16 protein-coding genes are annotated in these 19,539 nt (G+C 33.9%); 11 read left to right on the top strand and 5 right to left on the bottom strand.

What is annotated here, in order from left to right; all coding sequences use genetic code 11:
• The first annotated feature begins 678 nt into the window (after window positions 1–678).
• Complete coding sequence (sstT, locus tag J5Y03_RS00295) at window positions 679–1,917, top strand: serine/threonine transporter SstT (protein WP_209401173.1); 1,239 nt, start codon at window positions 679–681, stop codon at window positions 1,915–1,917.
• A gap of 190 nt (window positions 1,918–2,107) precedes the next feature.
• Here the strand turns inward: sstT and J5Y03_RS00290 are convergent, their stop codons facing one another.
• Together J5Y03_RS00290 and J5Y03_RS00285 are read right to left on the bottom strand one after the other, a co-directional pair.
• Complete coding sequence (locus J5Y03_RS00290) at window positions 2,108–2,422, bottom strand: heme oxygenase (RefSeq protein WP_209401170.1); 315 nt, start codon at window positions 2,420–2,422, stop codon at window positions 2,108–2,110.
• A gap of 144 nt (window positions 2,423–2,566) precedes the next feature.
• On the bottom strand, window positions 2,567–3,820 hold the full coding sequence (locus tag J5Y03_RS00285; protein ID WP_209401168.1) for an ATP-binding protein: 1,254 nt from the start codon (window positions 3,818–3,820) through the stop codon (window positions 2,567–2,569).
• A gap of 536 nt (window positions 3,821–4,356) precedes the next feature.
• On the opposite strand from J5Y03_RS00285, the gene J5Y03_RS00280 reads away from it, so the two are divergent.
• From J5Y03_RS00280 to J5Y03_RS00240, 9 genes are all read left to right on the top strand, one after another.
• Window positions 4,357–4,956 carry a DoxX family membrane protein gene (locus tag J5Y03_RS00280; protein WP_209401165.1) on the top strand — a complete coding sequence of 200 codons (600 nt, stop codon included), beginning with the start codon at window positions 4,357–4,359 and terminating at the stop codon, window positions 4,954–4,956.
• Between the two features lie 331 nt (window positions 4,957–5,287).
• Entirely contained in the window at window positions 5,288–6,265 is a 978-nt protein-coding gene (locus tag J5Y03_RS00275; RefSeq protein ID WP_209401163.1) for a sensor domain-containing diguanylate cyclase, read from the top strand.
• Between the two features lie 176 nt (window positions 6,266–6,441).
• Entirely contained in the window at window positions 6,442–8,667 is a 2,226-nt protein-coding gene (locus J5Y03_RS00270; RefSeq protein ID WP_209401161.1) for an arylsulfatase, read from the top strand.
• A gap of 32 nt (window positions 8,668–8,699) precedes the next feature.
• On the top strand, window positions 8,700–8,942 hold the full coding sequence (locus tag J5Y03_RS00265; RefSeq protein WP_209401159.1) for a radical SAM protein: 243 nt from the start codon (window positions 8,700–8,702) through the stop codon (window positions 8,940–8,942).
• A gap of 6 nt (window positions 8,943–8,948) precedes the next feature.
• Window positions 8,949–9,938, top strand: a complete 990-nt coding sequence (locus J5Y03_RS00260) for an anaerobic sulfatase maturase (protein ID WP_209401156.1) — start codon at window positions 8,949–8,951, stop codon at window positions 9,936–9,938.
• Window positions 9,939–10,100: 162 nt separating this feature from the next.
• Window positions 10,101–11,687 (top strand): spore germination protein, encoded by a 1,587-nt coding sequence (locus J5Y03_RS00255; protein ID WP_209401154.1) that lies wholly within the window; start codon window positions 10,101–10,103, stop codon window positions 11,685–11,687.
• A gap of 2 nt (window positions 11,688–11,689) precedes the next feature.
• Complete coding sequence (locus tag J5Y03_RS00250) at window positions 11,690–12,910, top strand: Ger(x)C family spore germination protein (protein ID WP_209401152.1); 1,221 nt, start codon at window positions 11,690–11,692, stop codon at window positions 12,908–12,910.
• A 16-nt stretch (window positions 12,911–12,926) separates the two neighbouring features.
• Entirely contained in the window at window positions 12,927–14,024 is a 1,098-nt protein-coding gene (locus tag J5Y03_RS00245; protein ID WP_209401150.1) for a GerAB/ArcD/ProY family transporter, read from the top strand.
• A 344-nt stretch (window positions 14,025–14,368) separates the two neighbouring features.
• Window positions 14,369–15,484 carry a GerAB/ArcD/ProY family transporter gene (locus J5Y03_RS00240; RefSeq protein ID WP_209401148.1) on the top strand — a complete coding sequence of 372 codons (1,116 nt, stop codon included), beginning with the start codon at window positions 14,369–14,371 and terminating at the stop codon, window positions 15,482–15,484.
• Window positions 15,485–15,509: 25 nt separating this feature from the next.
• Here the strand turns inward: J5Y03_RS00240 and J5Y03_RS00235 are convergent, their stop codons facing one another.
• A complete protein-coding gene (locus J5Y03_RS00235) occupies window positions 15,510–15,728 on the bottom strand; it encodes a hypothetical protein (protein ID WP_209401146.1) in 219 nt (72 codons plus the stop codon).
• Window positions 15,729–16,057: 329 nt separating this feature from the next.
• Between J5Y03_RS00235 and J5Y03_RS00230 the strand changes: the two genes are divergently transcribed.
• Window positions 16,058–17,731, top strand: coding sequence for a ribonuclease J (locus J5Y03_RS00230; RefSeq protein WP_209401144.1), 1,674 nt, complete (start codon window positions 16,058–16,060; stop codon window positions 17,729–17,731).
• A gap of 54 nt (window positions 17,732–17,785) precedes the next feature.
• Here the strand turns inward: J5Y03_RS00230 and J5Y03_RS00225 are convergent, their stop codons facing one another.
• Window positions 17,786–18,229 (bottom strand): GNAT family N-acetyltransferase, encoded by a 444-nt coding sequence (locus tag J5Y03_RS00225; RefSeq protein WP_209401135.1) that lies wholly within the window; start codon window positions 18,227–18,229, stop codon window positions 17,786–17,788.
• 26 nt (window positions 18,230–18,255) lie between these two features.
• The gene (locus J5Y03_RS00220) at window positions 18,256–18,912 is read right to left on the bottom strand and encodes a nucleoside/nucleotide kinase family protein (protein WP_209401132.1); all 657 of its coding nucleotides are present in this window, start codon (window positions 18,910–18,912) and stop codon (window positions 18,256–18,258) included.
• Window positions 18,913–19,539: the final 627 nt, after the last annotated feature.

Raw genomic sequence — 19,539 nt, 5'->3', positions numbered from 1 at the left:
TTCTCTCTTTATCTCTCAGACACAAAAAACAGCTGGCATCCATCTAAACTAGCTGTTTTTTACTATTTTACCGATCATTCATTTAGTAAGTTTGTTTTTCGAGTCTAGGTGAAATGGCTAAAGAAACTGGAGTTCAGAATGAATTTGAATCATAAATTTCTTTACAAGGTGTATTTCCTGAATCTAGTTTCTATGTATGGTCTGGTACACAAAGAATGTAATCCTAGCAGAGCCTGTTTTTGAGGAGTTTAACAAGCGATTTGATTCTTAATTAATTGGGATGACAAACCTCATTTAGATACACTACCGTGAAACTTATCACAAATAAAGGAGTTTATTATTAAAGTAAGCGTTTTCTATTTTAACGCTTACTTTTTTATTTAATTAGAACGTGTTGTAAGTCATGCCCATAGTAGAAATCGGTGTTAGGTCCTTTGAAGGGTATTTTGCTTTATTGGAAGTTTAAGTAAGCACGTTAGTATGGGGCTAACAAACGAAATAAGTTATGAGATATCAGTACTGTAGCACTATTGTGAAATATCTGACTATTCATTATAATACTATTAATTTTAAATTAAAAATTTGTTAAACAAAAGATGCGTCTATCATTATCCACGAGAGAAAAACAAATTTATTAGGGAATTATCAGATGTAATTTCCACAAGGGAGAGAATTTCAATGAAAAATCTGATGAAAAAGTGGAATCAAATAAGTCTGGTAAAACAAATATTTATAGGTCTGATAATAGGTATTATCATGTCTGTAACGATACCTGAAGTTGCAAAACCTGTTGCCATATTAGGATCTTTATTTGTAGGGGCTTTAAAAGCGATCGCACCTGTTTTAGTACTCTTTTTAGTTATGTCGGCTATCGCACAGCACAAGAGTGGTCAACAAACAAATATGAAATCTGTTATTATTCTGTATCTTTTGGGAACCTTTTTAGCTGGTCTAATTGCAGTAATTGTAAGCTTTATGTTTCCTGTAGGTTTGACACTAACAAAGGGAGCTACGGAATTAACCGCTCCAGGCGGGGTGACAGAGGTTCTTAAACAATTACTGTTGAACATTGTTGATAACCCAGTAAAAGCTCTTTATAATGCAAACTATATCGGTATTCTAGCTTGGGCTATACTTCTAGGTTTGACATTAAAGAATGCTCCAGAAACGTCAAAAACAATGATATCTAATTTTTCAGATTCAGTTTCTAAAATGGTTACATGGGTAATTAAGTTTGCACCATTAGGAATCATGGGTCTAGTCATTGAGTCTATCACCACAAATGGAATTGAGTCTTTGCTAAGTTATGGAAAATTACTTGTCGTTTTGTTAGGTTGTATGCTCCTAGTGGCTCTTGTTGTCAATCCGATCATTGTGTATATAGCTTTAAGGCAAAACCCATATCCATTAGTATTTAAATGCATAAAGGAAAGCGGTATTACAGCATTCTTTACTCGCAGTTCTGCTGCAAATATACCCGTAAATATGAGACTATGTGAAAATCTAGGTTTAGATAAAGATACCTATTCCGTATCAATTCCATTAGGTGCAACAATCAATATGGGTGGTGCAGCTGTTACAATTTCTGTTTTGACCCTTGCAGCGGTTCATACTCTTGGGATTCAAGTAGATATCCCTACTGCAATAATCCTAAGTGTTCTGTCAGCTATATGTGCTTGTGGAGCATCAGGAGTTGCTGGTGGTTCCTTATTACTGATTCCTCTGGCATGCAGCCTATTCGGAATCCAAGCTGATGTTGCCATGCAGGTTGTTGGTGTAGGATTTATCATAGGTGTTTTACAAGATTCCTTTGAAACTGCTCTAAATTCATCCACAGATGTACTTTTCACGGCAACTGCTGAATATAAGAAGCAGCTTAAGGAAGGAAAAAAAGTTAGTATTGATAAAATAGCATAAAGAAGGTTGCCCTCTATCTGGTGATAGAGGCGGGGATTTTTTTTATGCATTGTATACCAGTAAATGGAAAAAGAATTCATTTTTACAATAGTTTTAACTGAGAATAATAAAAAACACCTATTCATCTTTTTTTTCAAAGATGTTAGGTGTTTTTATGTAATAATTAACTTAAAAAGCTATAATCAGAAAATTATTTTTCTAAAACAGATGCAACTTCAGCAACAATGATTTGGCTACCTAAAATAGGAGATTCTTGGCCAGGAGCACCAGATCCTTTATGTGATTCTTTGAAAGCATCACTATTTTTCCATTGCATAAAGTCTTCCATTGTTTCCCAGTACATATTTACATTTAGTTCATCATGTTCTGTAAGGTTTTTTGTCATTAAAACTTCTACTTTTACAAAGCCTTTCATTTCTTGTAAAGCACCTGGTTTTGTAAATCCGGGAGCCATTTTATCAGCCATACCTAATTTGGTTTTAATTCGATTTGTAACAACGATCATTCTAATTCCTCCTTTTCTAATATCTTCCTTTTTATTTTCTCGCATAGTTAATTTGTAGTCAAATTAGAAAATACTTATAACATTATTAGGCCCAATTTAAGTAAAAGTATTATTGGTAAATAAGTTTTCATGATATGGCTAGAATTAGATAGATGGCAGAATGATGGAAAAGCATGTTCCTTTTCCCTTTTTACTTTTTATTTGTATTTCCCCATTTAATTCTTTAATTATGCCATATGCAATCATGGTACCGAGCCCAGTTCCTTTCTCTTTTAACGAATAAAAGGGTAAGGCGATTCGCTTTATTTCCTCAGCAGTCATTCCGATGCCTGAGTCAATAATTTCAATGATAATATTATTCTCTAGATTTCTTAAATTGATTTGCAATGTTCCACCTTGGGTCATTGCTTCAATCCCATTTTTGATGATGTTTATTAAACACTGTTTTATTTTATTGGAATTTGCATGTATAAAAAGTGAGTTATTTATACTACTTTTCACTTCAATATTATGTAATGTAGCTAGAGGTGAAATAATATTAATTATCTGGTTGACTATTAAGTTAATATCTAATTTGTCTTGTAGAACATCCTGTGTCTTTGCTAAGGATAAATAATCATCAATAATAAGTTGCGTTCTTTCTAGCTCTGACAACATAACTTGTATATATTCATCCTTATTTATTTCAGGGATTTCGTTTCTTTGAAATAACTGCATGAATCCATAAACTGCAGTTAGTGGGTTTCGAATCTCATGCGCAAAAGCAGCAGCTAATTCACTAATTGCATAAAATTTTTCTTCTCGCTGAATTTTCTCTTTCATTATATACTTCTCAATCATTCCTTCAATTAAATAGATAGAGATTAATCCCGTTAAGGTAATCGTGACAATATAATTGATTATAAAATGAATAAAAGTAGGAGAGATACTGCCGTTTATATTCAATTGGTTTACTAAAGCAAAGGTAGCATAAGCACAAGTGCACATAAAAATGATGAGTGCACAAAATAACATTTTTCCTTTTTTAAAATAAGGTTTTAAATATTTAAATAGTATAGTGATTGAAACAGTCATGCTATAAACAATAAGTGAAGGAATTAATCCATTTCCTCCTAAGTAAAATCGGTATGAAATATAGATGATGGTAATAATAACAAAACTTCTTAGCCCTCCATATAATAGAGCTATAATGATTGGAATTAGGCGTAAATCATAAATATATCCAGATTGATAGTGGAAAGGAAATGTCATACATAGAACAATTGCGATTGATGCAAGTATGGAAATCAATAAATCATTCTTTAAAGTTTTTCCTTCCCTATCTAACCAAAAAACTTGATAGCAAAGAATACAAAGGATAATAATGAATGCATTTAATAATAGTGTAGGTACCCCCATACTCTACTCTCCTTCTTTATATTTATATGAGTGTAAAAAGAGATCGAAAATTAACAGAATATCATAATTATTATACATTGTTTTGTTAGATAAAAAATAAGAACATTCTAAATTTTGATATAAAAATATTCAATTGTTGTTTAGTAGTTTTTGAAAAGTATTGTTTCGTATTTTTTAGTATTTTGGGCCAAAATTATATTCGAAACAAAATGAGAATCGTTTAGAAGGATATGCGGTATGAATAACATTGGAAAATTTTTGATAAAAAAGCTGTAATATACAATCTAAACTGTATGAATTAGAAATAAAAATACACCTTTCCACATATTACTTAAAATGTAGAATAATAATTTTATCCCGCATTTATGGGCAGTAAGACCCCCACCTCAAGATTAAGAGAGATGCGAAGAAGATAGGTGGGGGATAACTGCCCGTAAAAGCCCAATTGGTCGGCCTAACTAATCAGTGGGGGAAAATGAAAAACCCCACTGATGGAAGTTTCACTTTATGTAATTTGTAGAAGGGAAGGGTTACAAATGGTAAACTCCAATGTGGTGGAGCATGAAATTGTTGTTCGAGAAAATCCGGTTTCAAGATTTTTGTTTAATAGTAGTAAATCTGCGTGGATTTGGTTAATTGTTCGATTATATTTAGGCTATGAATGGCTTTCAGCTGGATGGGATAAAGTTAACTCTGAAGTCTGGACTGGATCAAAAGCTGGAATGGTAGTCAAAGGTTTTACAGAAGGAGCATTAGCAAAAGCTAGTGCAAACACACCTCATCCAGATGTATCCGGATGGTATGCAGATTTTTTGAAAAATATCGTTCTACCACATACTAAACTCTTTTCATATTTGGTAGCATACGGTGAGGTTCTAGTTGGATTAGGTCTAATATTAGGATTACTAACTGGTTTTGCTGCATTTTTTGGAAGTTTAATGAATGTTTGTTATTTATTTGCTGGAACAGTCAGCACAAATCCACTATTATTTATTCTGGCAACATGGCTAGTGTTAGCATGGAAGATAGCTGGATGGTATGGTTTAGACCGCTGGGCACTCCCATTTTTAGGAACACCATGGGAAAAAATCCATAAAAAAGAAACATCAACTGCCACTGATCAAAATGCAACTTAGTATCACACTGCTACGGAAACAGGGGCCAATCAACCAGAGTCATAATCTAAAGAAATCCTCGAGAAATTAATCTATTTCTTGAGGATTTTTTAGCGTTTTAGAAAGTTATGATGAAAATTCAGATTAACATTTCTTTAACTTTATTTAATTGGAATTACAAAGTCATGAATTCATTTTAATTCTTTATTAACTAAAAAATATCCTAATATAGGTAAATAGAATTAAGAAAATTAAAATGAACTACTATATAATAACTACGTAGTTTCGTTTTTTGAAATAATAAGGTAAAAACTCCTAGGTTTCTAAGAGCCAAGAAAGGAAAATAGTATTAATGAGAGGCGTAATTCTTATTTTAGGGATAACGATCGTATGTATTATTTGTTATAAAATTTTTCGGAAGTTATGGGTAGAAGTGATTCAAAAGGTTATCCATTTACGCACTATAGTAGAATTAGTGGGAAATTCGAGAGATATCATTTATTATTGCAAATTGAAACCAACATTAAAGTTTAGATATTTAAGTCCTTCTATTGAAACGATTTTGGGACGAAATTTAATTGAAAAAAGTATGAAAAATCCATACATTCTTTTTGAAAGAGTTCATCCGGACGATTATTACCTCTTAGAGAAAAAGTTAGCAGGAGAGATAGATTATAGTAAACCTTTAATAATAAGATGGAAAAATGATAAAGGGAAATATATATGGTTTGAAGAATATGCTACTCCTATTTTTAAATATGGTGAAGTAGTTGCATTACAAGGAATCATTCGAAATATTGATAACAAAGTACTATTACAACAAAAATTAGAGTATAAAGCTTCACATGATTCATTAACGAAACTTTTTAATAGAGAATATTTTGAAACTAAAATTAAACTGTACAACAAGCACAAAGATGTTCCAATAGCGATTGTCATATGTGATTTAGACGAACTAAAGTATATGAATGATCAATATGGACATAAGATGGGAGATAAATTAATAAAAGCAACAGCTAAACTGTTAAAAAGCTTCTCTAATGATGAAGTGGTAGTTGCAAGAATTGGAGGAGATGAATTTGCTATATTACTAGCGAATACAAATCCTTCTCAAATTGAATCGTTTTTGGAAAAAGTAAAAAATGAAATAGAAATTTTCAATCATCATCATTGTGACGTATTTAAAATTAAAATCTCAACAGGGTATGCTTATAATCAATCGTCACTTGGGAAAATGGAAGAATTGTTCGTTGAAGCTGACAATAAAATGTACGAAGAAAAAAACAAAAAACCTTCTAGTAGATATAGACAATTAGTGAGTGTGGATTAAAGAATGATTTAAAAATGAAAGAGGAAGTCTCGGTAATTTGAGGTTTCCTCTTTTTGTTTTGTTCTATTTTTAGTAACTAAATTTAAACAGTTTACTCATTATAAAACCGTGACTTTAATAAATTTCTTAATAGACATTATCCATTTTTTAAAATCTGTATGAAAGGATAGATGCTGATGGAGAACAGAACTGGGCTTGAAGATTCTAGTGAAGAATCTGCTCTCAATGTTATTTATATCGTCCTAGATGATTTAGGATATTCTGCTTTAGGATGCTATGGTTCAGAGATTGAAACTCCTCATATCGATTCGTTAGCAAGAAATGGTCTAAGGTACAATAATTTTACTGTTACTCCTTTATGTTCTCCTACGCGTGCTTGTCTTTTAACGGGTCGCAATTGCCATTCGGTAGGGGTGGGAATCGTCACCGAAATTGATTGGGGACCTGAATTTCCGAATAAACGCGGGAGAATTTCTGATTCAGCGGCTACATTAGCTGAGATGTTAAAACTACATGGGATTGCTACTTATATGGTGGGGAAATGGCATCTTGTTCCTGGTCATGAAACATCATCTAGCGGACCATTTGAAAATTGGCCACTTTCAAAAGGGTTTCAACGGTACTATGGTTTTTTATTAGGAATGACTGACCAGTTTGCTCCGGATTTAGTGTACGATAACCATCGTGCCTGTAAACCGTATCATTCTCGTTATCATTTATCAGAGGATTTACTGAATAAATCGATTGAATTTTTGACAGATCACATTTCGATTACACCTGACCGACCATTTTTTCTGTATTTGGCCTTCGGTGCACAACATGAGCCTCATCAGGTACCAAAAGAATTTATCGATAAATATGAGGAAGTGTACGATAAAGGGTGGGATCAGATTAGGGAAGAGCGTTTTCAGAGGCAAAAGGAATTAGGGGTCATTCCACCTAACACAGAACTTGTTGGTCATAATCCAGGGATTAAGGGGTGGGATGAGCTAACAACGAAAGAAAAAGAATTATTTATTAAATTTCAACAAACATATGCTGGATTTTTAACGCACACTGATCAACAAGTTGGTAGACTACTAGAATTCCTACAATCAAAAAACAAGCTAGATAATACAATTATCGTTTTACTGTCTGATAATGGAGGCAGTCAGGAAGGAGGCTGGAACGGTTCCATTAATGATACTGCTTATTTGAATGGAATTGAAGAGAGTGTTAATTCCATGTTTGAAAAGATTGATGAAATTGGAGGACCAAAGGTAAGCTCTAATTATCCTAAGGGTTGGGCGCAGGTGTGCAATACACCATTTAAATTTTATAAGCAAGATACCTTTTATGGCGGAACACATGTCCCACTAATTATCCATTGCCCTCAAAATATACGTGATCCGGGTTCCGTTCGTTCACAATTTTATCATGCGATCGATATTACACCTACTATTCTTGACCTTTTAAATATTGAAGCTCCTAAAGAATATGAAGGTGTAAAGCAAATGCCACTTCACGGTGTTAGTATGAAGGATACATTTACAGAACCATATGCCCCGTCAAAACGAAAAGTACAGTATTTTGAAATGTTAGGGCACCGGGCAATTTGGCAAGATGGGTGGGTTGCGGTCACTTATCATGAACAGGGTGTACCTTTTGCTGAAGATAATTGGGAGTTATACAATACAAACGAAGATTTTTCTCAAAAATATAATCTAGCAAAGGTGTATCCGTGGAAAGTAAAGGAGCTACAAGGATTATGGTGGGAGGAAGCCGTGAAGTACGGTGTTTTACCTTTAAATGACAATCCATTTCGAAAAGGATATGAAGGCTTACAGGAAGGACGGACATTATTTACTTTCTATCCTAATATGGCACATTTGCCAACACCAGCTGCTCCAAATCTTACACTTTCTTCTTATTCAATCACCATTCCAATTTACCGAACTGATAAGACAAATGAAGGTGTGTTAATTGCACATGGTGGCCATTCAAGTGGTTATACGATCTATATAAAAGATAACTACTTATTCTATGAATACTATTATGTTGACACTGTATATACCATTCAATCTTCTACCCCAGTACCTGTTGGGTATTCTATCATTCAATTTGATTTTATTCGGAAACTGATTCTTCAAGGAACAGGTATTCTTTCAATTAATCAGCAATCAGTTGGATCTGTATTTATGACAAAAACCTTTCCATTTTTTGTTTCTGTTGAGGGATTAGATGTTGGCAGAGATCGGTTAACACCTGTGAGTACAAACTATCCAGTCCCTGAATTTCCTTTCAGTGGTCAAATAGAAAAAGTAGTTATTGAGGTTCATGAAGATGAATTTTCTACACTATTTAATAGGATAAAAGAAGATCCTATTTCGATTAATATAAATGGAACTATCCGTTTTCTTTAATCAATATTATGGATAGTAGGATGAGGTGAAGAATGGGTAAGCAAAACGGTTTCCATATCCTTGCTAAGCCAACTGGACCAATTTGCAATCTAGATTGTGACTATTGCTATTACACTAAAAAAGAATCTTATTTTCCAAAAAATCATACCTTTCGGATGTCTGATGAAGTATTAGAGTCGTATATTAAGCAGAATATCGCTTCCCAAGACACTGAGGAAATTGTCTTTTCATGGCAAGGTGGAGAGCCGACATTAATCGGGTTGGATTTCTTTTGAAAGGCTGTGTCTTTACAAAAAAAGTATTCAAACGGAAAAAAAGTTACCAATACGATTCAAACGAATGGAACCTTATTAACGGATAACTGGTGTGAATTCTTTAAGGAACATCAATTTTTAGTCGGACTAAGCTTAGACGGACCTGAGCATATTCATGATCAGTATAGAATTGACCGTGGTGGGAAACCAACATTTGGTCTGGTCATGAAGGGACTTTCTTTATTAAAAAAACATCATGTAGAATATAACATTCTGACATGTGTCACAAGGTACTCTTCTTATAGACCTATAGAAGTCTATGAATTTTTTAAACAGGAAGATATTCAATATATTCAGTTTATCCCTGTTGTTGAAAGAAAAGAGAATATGAAAGTAAAGGAACTATCACTTCGCCATGGAACTTCTTCTGTAGAAATAAAAGATGCTCCGCATGATGTAACTCCATGGTCAGTAGAAAAAGAAATGTATGGTGAGTTTCTTATTCATATTTTTAATATGTGGGTTCGGAAAGATGTTGGTTCAATTTTTGTTATGAATTTTGAATGGGCATTAGCTTCCTGGATGGGAATCTCTTCACCAATCTGTATTTTTTCGGAAGAATGTGGTAGAGCGGTAGTAATGGAACATAACGGCGATGTATATTCCTGTGATCATTTTGTCTATCCTAGATTTCAATTAGGGAATATTAAAGAGGGCTTAGTAAATCTCGTAAATTCTTCCACGCAGCTTGCCTTTGGTAAGAAAAAAAGAGATTCTCTTCCATCTGTTTGCAGAAGCTGTGAGGTTCGCTTTGCATGTCATGGAGAATGCCCCAAAAATAGATTCCTAGTATCAGAACAACATGAACCTGGATTAAATTATTTATGTGCATCCTATAAAAAGTATTTCAAGCATATTGATCCATATATGAAGATGATGAAGCAGCTTTTACAAGAAGGATTGCCTGTTTCAAATGTGAAAGAAATAGTACGTGATTGGAATGAAAAGGTTATTTAGAAACCTCTTTCCTAAATATAAAATAGGAGAATTAATAGAAGCATGGATACTTTATCTTGCTTCTATTTTTTTTGTGTAATTGGGTTATTCTTCCTATCGTGAATAATTCTTACTTTAATTACAAATAATTGTCATGAATAAAATTCAGAATGGGGTGGAAAAATGACTCGGCGATGGGGAAGGTACAGTTTTGATAAAGATAAAAAGGAAAATGAAAAATCGGTGCCGTTTGGCGATCGTCCTTTCGTTTCTGCAGACATAAACAAAAATTTGAAACGAATCAAGCAGGATATTGGGAATAGTCCTGATATGACGGTTCGTGAATTTCAAATAAATGAATTAAGAGTGATAGCAGTTTATTCTGACAGTTTAGTTGATATTGATGTCGTAAATAACTTTATTAAACAAGCGTTAACAATGGAAAAGGGACAATCAAATGATGAAAATAATGTTTTTGACATAATTAAGAAAAACGCACTGGCCTCTCAAGAAGTCAAAGTAATTAGAGAGTGGGATGAAATCCTTCTGTCTATTCTTACTGGAGATACTGTTCTTTTAATCGATGGTTTTGCTTATGCAATCACTGGAAGTACAAAAGGTGGAGAACAAAGAAGTATTGCGGAACCAACTACTCAAACTGTCGTAAGAGGGCCTAAGGATTGCTTTACGGAATCAATATCTACAAATATTTCATTGGTTCGTAGACGTGTTTCAAGTCCTAACCTTTGGCTAGAGACAATGAGAATTGGGGAAGAAACTCAAACAACTGTCGGAATAATTTACATGAAAGGAATCGTCACCGATGGTCTCATTCAAGAGGTAAAAGAAAGATTAAATCGGATTAAGATCGATATGATTTTAGATTCAGGTCAGATTGAAGAATTTATTGAGGATCAGCCATCATCACCTTTTCCTACAATATACAATACAGAAAGACCTGATAGTGTAGCCGCTAACTTAATGGAAGGGAGAGTTGCAATCCTTGTTAATGGTTCGCCGTTTGTATTAGTTGTTCCAACAATATTTGTTCAGCTTTTCCAGTCCCCTGATGATTATTACTATCGGTTTCATATTGCCATTTTTTTAAGATTATTACGTTACATTGGTTTTTTTATTTCATTAGTAGGACCTTCAGTCTACATTGCTGCTATTACGTTTCATCAGGAAATGATTCCTACAACGCTTTTAATTAGTATAGCAGCTTCTCGTGAAGGGGTTCCATTTCCTGCTTTTGTCGAGGCACTAATAATGGAGGTTGCTTTTGAACTGATGCGTGAGGCTGGAATACGAATGCCGCGAGCGGTTGGTCAAGCTGTTTCTATTGTAGGGGCGCTTGTATTAGGCCAGGCGGCTGTGCAAGCAGGGATTGTTTCTTCCATCATGGTCATTATTGTTGCGATTACAGGAATCGCTAGCTTTACGACACCTGCTTATAATCTAGCTATTTCTGCAAGGCTGATTCGTTTTGTCTTAATGATTTTAGCGGCAACATTTGGGTTTTATGGTATTACGTTAGGATTAATCATTATTATTGCTCATTTAAATAGCTTACGGTCTTTCGGCATTCCATATTTAGCACCTTTATCTCCTTTAATCCCATCGGATCAAAAAGATGCTATGATTCGTTTTCCGCTGTGGTCTATGTTCAAAAGACCTCGCTTAATTAATCAAAACAATACAATACGGGAAAACGGTAATCTCCAGCCTTCGCCCAAGCAGAATGGAGGGGAATCTAAAAGGGAGGAATAAGTTTGAAAGTTAGAAGATGCATTGTTATCTTCACGGTATTACTCTTTGTTTTGACAGGTTGCTGGAATCGTAGGGAGCTTTCTGATTTAGCGATTGTTTCTGCATTCGCAGTTGACAAAGGGACGAAAGAAAATGAATATCTAGTCACATTTCAAATCATTAATCCAAGTGAAAATGCTACAGGTGTTGCAAGTGGTGGAGGAAAGGCAACACCTACATTTACAGTAAGTGAAACAGGAACGACCATTTTTGAAGCGATTCGAAAGGTGTCTAAAAAGTTATCAAGACAATTATTTTTTGCTCACATTAGACTTATGGTGATCAACGAAGAGTTAGCAAAAGAAGATGGTATTCTTGAGTTGTTTGATTTATTCGAGAGATCCCATGAAGCTAGGTTGACCTCAAATGTTCTAATTGCCAGAGGAACTGATGCAAAGTCTATTATTAATATGGTCACCCCGTTAGATAATATTTCAGGGTATGTGACTGTAAAGAAATTAGAGGCTACAGAAAAAGTTTGGTCAGAAAATATTAAGGTCGAAGTTGATGATGTAATTAATGGAATAGTAAGTCTAGGTTCAAGTCCGGTTATTAGTGGAGTTCGAATTGAAGGCGACCCAAAGGAAGGTCAAAAAAAATCCAATCTTGAAAGTACCGATGTACCTGCGATGATAGAAATAAGCGGAATTGCAACCTTTAGAGGTGGAAAATTGGTTGGTTGGCTAGATAATGGAAAAGCCAAAGGATTTATGTGGGTAAAAAATAAAATGAACAGCACGATTGTACGGATGGATTGTAAGAAAAAAAACGGAGGAGTAGCAATTGAACTTACTGAGTCAAAATCAAGTATAAAAGCTGAGATTCATCGAAAAAAAACAATTTTTCATGTTGATATTAAAGAAGAAGGAAATATCGCAGAAATGAATTGTCCTACCGATTTAAGTAAATCTGAAGAAATCAAAAAGTTAGAAAAAGCCTTTGCTATAGAGACGAAAAAAGAAGTAATGTCAGCTATCAATTTTGCTCAGAAAAAGAAAGTTGATATTTTTGGTTTTGGAGAAGTTATAAATCGAGAAGATCCAAAGGCCTGGGAAAAAATGAAAAAAAATTGGAATGCTGATTTTTCTAAAGCTGAGGTTAAAGTTAAGGTTGAGGCTTATATCCGAAGACCGGGAATGATTATGAAGCCTTATATTAAAGAAGTACCAAAATTGCAAGATTAGTTAAGGGGGAACAACTGTGGAAAATGTGAAAATATCTAGCAAACAACTATTTGCCCTAATCGTATTGTTCGAGCTAGGTAGTTCCCTTGTTGTTGGATTAGGGGTAAGTGCAGGTAAAGATGCATGGTTAGCTATCCTTTTAGGGTGGGTAGGAGGGATGGCACTCCTTTGGGTCTATGGATATCTTTTTCAACAATATCCGCATCTACCTTTAACTGGTTATTTACAAAAAATCATGGGGAAATATGCCGGGTGGTTCATCGGTTTAATCTATACGATCTATTTTATTTATCTCGCCGCTCGTGTACTAAGAGATTTTGGAGAATTATTATATATTTCTGGTTATGATCTCACACCTCTAATTGTTATTAATTGTTTATTGATTGTTACAATTTCATATGTTCTTCATAAAGGGTTTGAGGTTTTAGCACGAACAGGTGAGAATTTATTTATAGTAATTATCATGACTGGTTTAACTGGGATTTTACTTGTTTTTTTTTCAGGAATAGTTGATGTGAAGAACGTACTACCAATTCTTGAAAAGGGATGGAAGCCTGTATTTAAAGCAGCTTTTCCTGTTACATTTACTTTTCCGTTTGGAGAGATAGTTGCATTTACAATGCTTTTTCCTTACTTAAATAACAAAGAGAATGTACTAAAGGTAAGCTATCGTGCAATGTCATTAAGCGCTGCAATCCTAATCCTTACAACTTTTCTTAACCTTGCAGCTGTTGGATTGGATATCACTAGTCGTTCTACCTTTCCATTACTAATGACTGTCGGTAAGATTAATATTGCAAATTTCATACAGAATGTAGACTTTATTTCAATCATAACACTGATCATCGGTGGTTTTTTTAAGGTTTCTATATTTTTTTACACAGCCGTCATGGCAGCAGCTGATTTATTTAAAGTTGAGAAGAAGGAAAAATTAGTATTACCTTTTTCGATTATTATCTTGCTTTTATCTCTTCAGATTGCAAATAACTTAACTGAACATTTTAATGAAGGATTAAAAGTTGTACCACTATACATTCATCTTCCTTTACAAACAGGAATCCCTTTATTACTACTAATTGTTGTTTGGTTTCGAAAGCGATTAAATGCCAAGTAGTCATAGTATGGTGAAAGGAATAATGAAAGGGAGATAGCATTTGAAAATATGGGCTATATTTCTGTTTCTTTATTTATTGTGTTTATTATGTATTCTTTTAATTGATGGAGTACTCGGCTTAACTCTGTCACAATCATTTGATAGTTTCATTCACCCATTTAAAGTCAAGTATGGGGCAGAGGTTATAACATTAGTCATATTGTTTTCGATTTGGATAGCTGATGAGATTTTAAATTATGTAAGGAATAAAAGACTATCAAAGTTAAATGGTAAAAAAGTAGAGTAAAGAGTAAGGAATATTAAAATCCAAAGCCAAAAGTAGAAAGCATTTAGGAGGATTTAACTTGGAAAAAATTCATATTAATGGAAAACAGCTTTTTTCGTTACTTGTTTTATTTGAGTTAGGTACCGCAATAGTAGTTCCATTAGGTTTGTCTGCTAAACAGGGTTCTTGGTTAACCATTCTTCTTGGTTTAGTAGGTGGAGTTGGACTAATTCTCCTTTATAGTTATCTTTCGTGTTTATTCCCAGGACTTACACTAACTAGCTACTCTAAAAAGGTTTTTGGAAAATATGTGGGCTCTTTAATCAGTTTTGCTTATATTGTATTTTTTATTTATGGAGCTGCTAGAGATTTGCGCGACAGTGGAGAATTTTTGCAGACGGCAATGTACGATGTCACACCTATATTTGCTTTAAATGCCTTAATGATATTAACTATCATGTATGTTTTATATAAAGGATTAGAAGTATTAGCAAGAACGGGTGAAATTTATGTCGTTATCATGTTTCTTTTGCTTGGAATTGGATGCCTTCTCATATTATTTTCAGGAAATATTGAACTGCATAATTTACAACCACTTCTAGGGAAAGGATGGAACCCTATTATAACGACTGCTTATCCGAAAATGCTCATGTTTCCATTTGGAGAAGCAATCTGCTTTACGATGATTTTATCTAATTTAAATAAACCTGAAATTGGTATAAAGACAGGGATCGTAGCGATTGTAATAAGTGGAATAACTTTATGCTTAATCTCTGCATTAGAAGTCTCAGTTTTAGGTTCAGATATCGCAAGTAGATCAACATTCCCTCTATTAACTACAATTAGTAAAGTAAGCATCGCTGAATTTCTTCAGCGCGTCGATATTATTGTTGTATTAGCTCTAATAACAGGTGGTTTCTTTAAAACGGCAATTTTTTTCTATGCTGCAGTTATCGGGGCTACAGACTTATTTAAAATGAAGAAACATCAGAATCTTGTTGTACCAATTGGAATTATCATCCTTTTGTCTTCAATGTCTATAGCTAGTAATTTTATACAGCACCTTATTTTAGGAGATGTAGCACTGAAAACGATTTTTATCGTTTTTTCGTTCTTGATTCCAATCATATTACTATTAGCTGAACTAATCCGTAAGAAATTAAGTAAAGATCAGTCTACATTAATACCTAATTAAATACAAAGGAACATATTGCTAAGTGTCAATTCTGCGTTTTACGTTTTTTCCATAAGTAGCCAATTGGTTTTATCATCAAAAGTAAAAATAGTACAAAGATAATGATATATTCTGTTATCGTCATTGTCTTAAATTCACTAGTGTAATTGATAAAATTCATTTTTTCGCCCATTAATTTATACATAAAAAGGTCCATCAGAATACTAAAAAGGAATAGTGAGATAAAAATAGTAAAAATTTTCATGTTTCAATCTCCATTTTCTTTAATATGTTATGTTTGATTGAAGTTTCAATAGTTGTTTTTTGTTCATATCATCTATTTTTATGGTAGGAAATATACATTTTTTTAAGTTATTAAAGTTTGTAATGGTTATGAATTAGAGACATTGTATTTCAAAGGTTGGTCAATTTTTGGCTAACCTTTTTTAGTGGTGCCAATGTAGTTTATAAAAGGAATGTGGAAACGTTTCAGTTCAAATTCATTTACTTGTATTGTAATAATTTCAAAGGTACATACTAAGAAAAATATGGGAAAAGTATTGCTAGAAATTACTAAAAAGTAGGTGGAATTACTTGAGCTCAACAGAAAATATACTTTCAATTTTCGCCTTAGGAGGCGTAAATGAAATTGGAAAAAACATGTATGCCATTCAATTTGCTAACGATATTATCTTAATCGACTGTGGTTCTAAGTTCCCAGATGAAAGTTTATTAGGGATTGATTTGATTATTCCTGATATTACCTATTTACAAGATAATAAGGAGAAAATTCGAGGCTTATTAGTTACTCACGGTCATGAAGATCATATTGGCGGGATTCCTTATCTTTTAAAACAATTAAATATACCGATCTATGCAACACGTTTAACGCTTGGTTTAATCGAAATTAAATTGAAGGAACATGGTTTATTAGGTGACTCGCAATTAGAGTTGATTAACTCAGATTCAGATCTTCACTTTGGAGAAATAAGAGTAACCTTTTTTAAAACGAATCATAGTATCCCTGATTGCTTAGGCATTGTCTTTCAAACGCCTGAAGGGACGGTTGTTCATACAGGGGACTTCAAATTTGATTTAACACCTGTAAATAATCAATATCCTGATATTCATCGTATGGCTGAGATCGGTAGAAATGGTGTATTAGTTCTGTTATCTGAAAGTACAAATGCGGAACGTCCTGGTTCTACACCATCTGAACGAATGGTAGGAGAACATATTGAAGAAGCATTTAAGAAAGCAAATCGAAAAATCATCATTTCTACATTCGCTTCTAATGTCCACCGTGTACAGCAAATAGTAGATGCTTCACTAAAAACTGATCGAAAGCTTGCCTTGTTAGGGAGAAGTATGGTTAATGTCGTATCAGTTGCAATGGAACAAGGCTATCTTACAGTTCCAGAGGGAATGCTGATTGATGCGCAAGAAATAAACAGCTTTGCACCTGAGAAGGTAACAATCCTTTGTACAGGAAGTCAAGGAGAGCCACTGGCTGTGCTAGCTCGTTTAGCTAGTTCAAATTATAGGGATGTAGAAATTTTACCTGAAGATACCGTCATCTTTGCTGCAAGTCCAATTCCTGGGAATGAACGGAATGTAACAAAAATCATTGATAATTTATATCAGCTAGGAGCAAAAGTTATATACGGTTCAGGAAGTTCAACAGGAATGCATGTTTCTGGGCATGCTTACCAAGAAGAGCTCAAGCTTATGCTCACTTTAATGAAACCAAAATACTTAATACCGATCCATGGTGAGTTAAGAATGCTACACCATCACCGTTCTTTAGCAGAATCTGTAGGGATTGAGAAAGAAAATACGTTCATTATTAGTAATGGAGATGTTGTCGACGTCAAAGAATCAGAAGCTCGCCAAACGCGCAAAATTCCTTCTGGTAATATTTATGTAGATGGAATGGGTGTTGGTGATGTAGGAAACATTGTCTTAAGAGATCGAAAACAACTTGCTGAAGATGGTATGCTTGTAATTGTAGTGACACTTAGTAAGGCAGAAAGAAAAATTATTTCAGGACCTGATACGATTTCCAGAGGGTTTGTGTATACTCGTGATTCAGACAATCTAATCAAAGAAGTAAATCGCCTCGTCGTCACAGCAATTAAGGAATTACAAGAAGTAAACAGACATCAATGGAGTGTCATGAAGCAAAATATTAAAAAATCTGTTGGACAGTATTTATATTCGAAAACAAAGCGAAAACCAATGATTCTTCCTATCATTATTGAATTATAATATTTTTAGCGACCTAAAAAACCACCAATTTGGTGTTTTTTTAGGTCGCATTACTTATCTTTGCTTTTCCCAGTAAATCATTCCATCCGCAGCGTTCGTTTTCTTCATACCTATTTTTTCTAAAACCTTAATGGAAGGGATGTTGTCTTCAAGACACTCTGCAACTACCTTTTGTACAGAAGGTGAAGAGAATGCCCAATTCACAATCATATTAACTGCCTCTGTAGCAATCCCTTTGTTTTGCATTTCAGGTACGATACCGTAACCAACTTCTACGCTTCCTTTTTCATCTGGCTTCCCTTTAAATCCTAAATCCCCTATAATCTGGTTGCTCTCAGCTAAAGTTACATACCAGACGCCCCATCCGAGTAATTCTGAATCGTTCTTAAGTTTTTCAATGTAATTGATGATATGTTTACCTGTGTACGTTTCAGTTATTTTTTTATAATTTTCCAGGTTGAATGCTGTAAGAATTAAACGTTCAGTTGTTATTTGCAATCGGATTCCTCCTATAGTTTGGTAAGTTAACAAAAAAATGGATGATCTATATCATTATTATTAATGACCACATTTGCATGAAGTTTTGGTTCATGTTGTTCTAAATAGAGTTTTGAAGCAGAGTTATACCTCTTTTGGAAGATTTCTTCAGCTTTTTCATAGCTTCCAAAAGCCTGTTCTTCTCTTTGAGACCCTCTTTTTCTAGCCAACTCAAAGTCCGTGTCTACAAAAATTTTATAATCGAATAGGTCACGTAACTCATCTTTGAATAAAAAGGTTCCATCAATGATAAAAATCGTATCTTTATTTGCTAGTTTTGCTTCTGAATTGACAATTTCATCCTTTTCTAAATCTAAAGAAATTGTTTGATATTGACGATTTCCATCTGGACCTAAAGGAATTAAAAGTTTTTCCTTAAAAGCATTGTAGTCATGAGCATCTTCATAATAACCAATTGCTGATTCCTTTCCTTGCCTATATCGAATAACTCTTGGATTATGAAACTGATCAATGCTCGTTCTAACTACTTGTTTCTTTCTGTCTTGAAGTTCTTTCGCTAGCTCATTTGCCAAAGTTGTCTTTCCAGATGCAGTTATTCCACTAACTCCAACTCTAATGGGATGAATTATTTTTATATCTAAAATTCTATTTGCTAATTCTGAAATCAGTTCGTTTCTTAACATCAAGCTCCTACTTTCAAATTTGATTTTTAGGATGTTTTCGTAAACATTGTTGCTATTTTAGAATGCGTTAGTTGATTACAACTCCAGGACGCTCCCTTTCCGTGGGGCGAGAGCTGAGCCTCCTCGGGAAGCCTGCGGGGTCTCAGCCTTCCCGCTAATCCCACAGGAGTCTCGCACCTTCCATTGTAATCAACTTCTGTCTTCAAAGTAACAAATCTCAAAAGCAACAATCTTTTAGAAAAGAGACATCCATGCTAATAAAATTCGCACCTTGGCCATGAAAATAAGGAATTCATCTTAAAACATTTGTCTTTTAAGATGTTATTTTCAGGATAGCCTATTTTTAAATTTATGCCTCGCGTAGAGATTAACTGGATTTTTAGAAAATTCACCCAATTTTATTTTATCACATTTTAATCTCTGCATTGAATGTAAGGTATTATATAAATATTTTCACGGATGCTCTTAAAATAGAGGAATCACATTAGTTTAAGTTTATTATGTGAAACATTTCACATTTTAGCCACAAATTATGTGAAACATTTCACAAATAGGTGCTATACTTGGCTTGTCAACGTAACAAGGACTAAAAAGTAACCTACTAGTAGAAGCTCAACCTTTTTAGAA

It is taken from the genome of Gottfriedia endophytica (assembly GCF_017814275.1).
Taxonomy (GTDB): Bacteria; Bacillota; Bacilli; order Bacillales; family Bacillaceae_G; genus Gottfriedia; species Gottfriedia endophytica.
Note: the sequence above shows the minus strand (reverse complement) of the source record. Positions and strands in the feature narration are given on the sequence as shown.

Excerpts from the sequence above, each read along its gene's own strand:
- J5Y03_RS00290 (WP_209401170.1), bottom strand. The coding sequence starts at position 2,422 with ATGATCGTTGTTACAAATCGAATTAAAACCAAATTAGGTATGGCTGAT.
- J5Y03_RS00255 (WP_209401154.1), top strand. The coding sequence starts at position 10,101 with ATGACTCGGCGATGGGGAAGGTACAGTTTTGATAAAGATAAAAAGGAA.
- J5Y03_RS00235 (WP_209401146.1), bottom strand. The coding sequence starts at position 15,728 with ATGAAAATTTTTACTATTTTTATCTCACTATTCCTTTTTAGTATTCTG.
- J5Y03_RS00280 (WP_209401165.1), top strand. The coding sequence starts at position 4,357 with ATGGTAAACTCCAATGTGGTGGAGCATGAAATTGTTGTTCGAGAAAAT.
- J5Y03_RS00275 (WP_209401163.1), top strand. The coding sequence starts at position 5,288 with ATGAGAGGCGTAATTCTTATTTTAGGGATAACGATCGTATGTATTATT.
- J5Y03_RS00270 (WP_209401161.1), top strand. The coding sequence starts at position 6,442 with ATGGAGAACAGAACTGGGCTTGAAGATTCTAGTGAAGAATCTGCTCTC.
- J5Y03_RS00265 (WP_209401159.1), top strand. The coding sequence starts at position 8,700 with ATGGGTAAGCAAAACGGTTTCCATATCCTTGCTAAGCCAACTGGACCA.
- J5Y03_RS00285 (WP_209401168.1), bottom strand. The coding sequence starts at position 3,820 with ATGGGGGTACCTACACTATTATTAAATGCATTCATTATTATCCTTTGT.
- sstT (WP_209401173.1), top strand. The coding sequence starts at position 679 with ATGAAAAATCTGATGAAAAAGTGGAATCAAATAAGTCTGGTAAAACAA.
- J5Y03_RS00220 (WP_209401132.1), bottom strand. The coding sequence starts at position 18,912 with ATGTTAAGAAACGAACTGATTTCAGAATTAGCAAATAGAATTTTAGAT.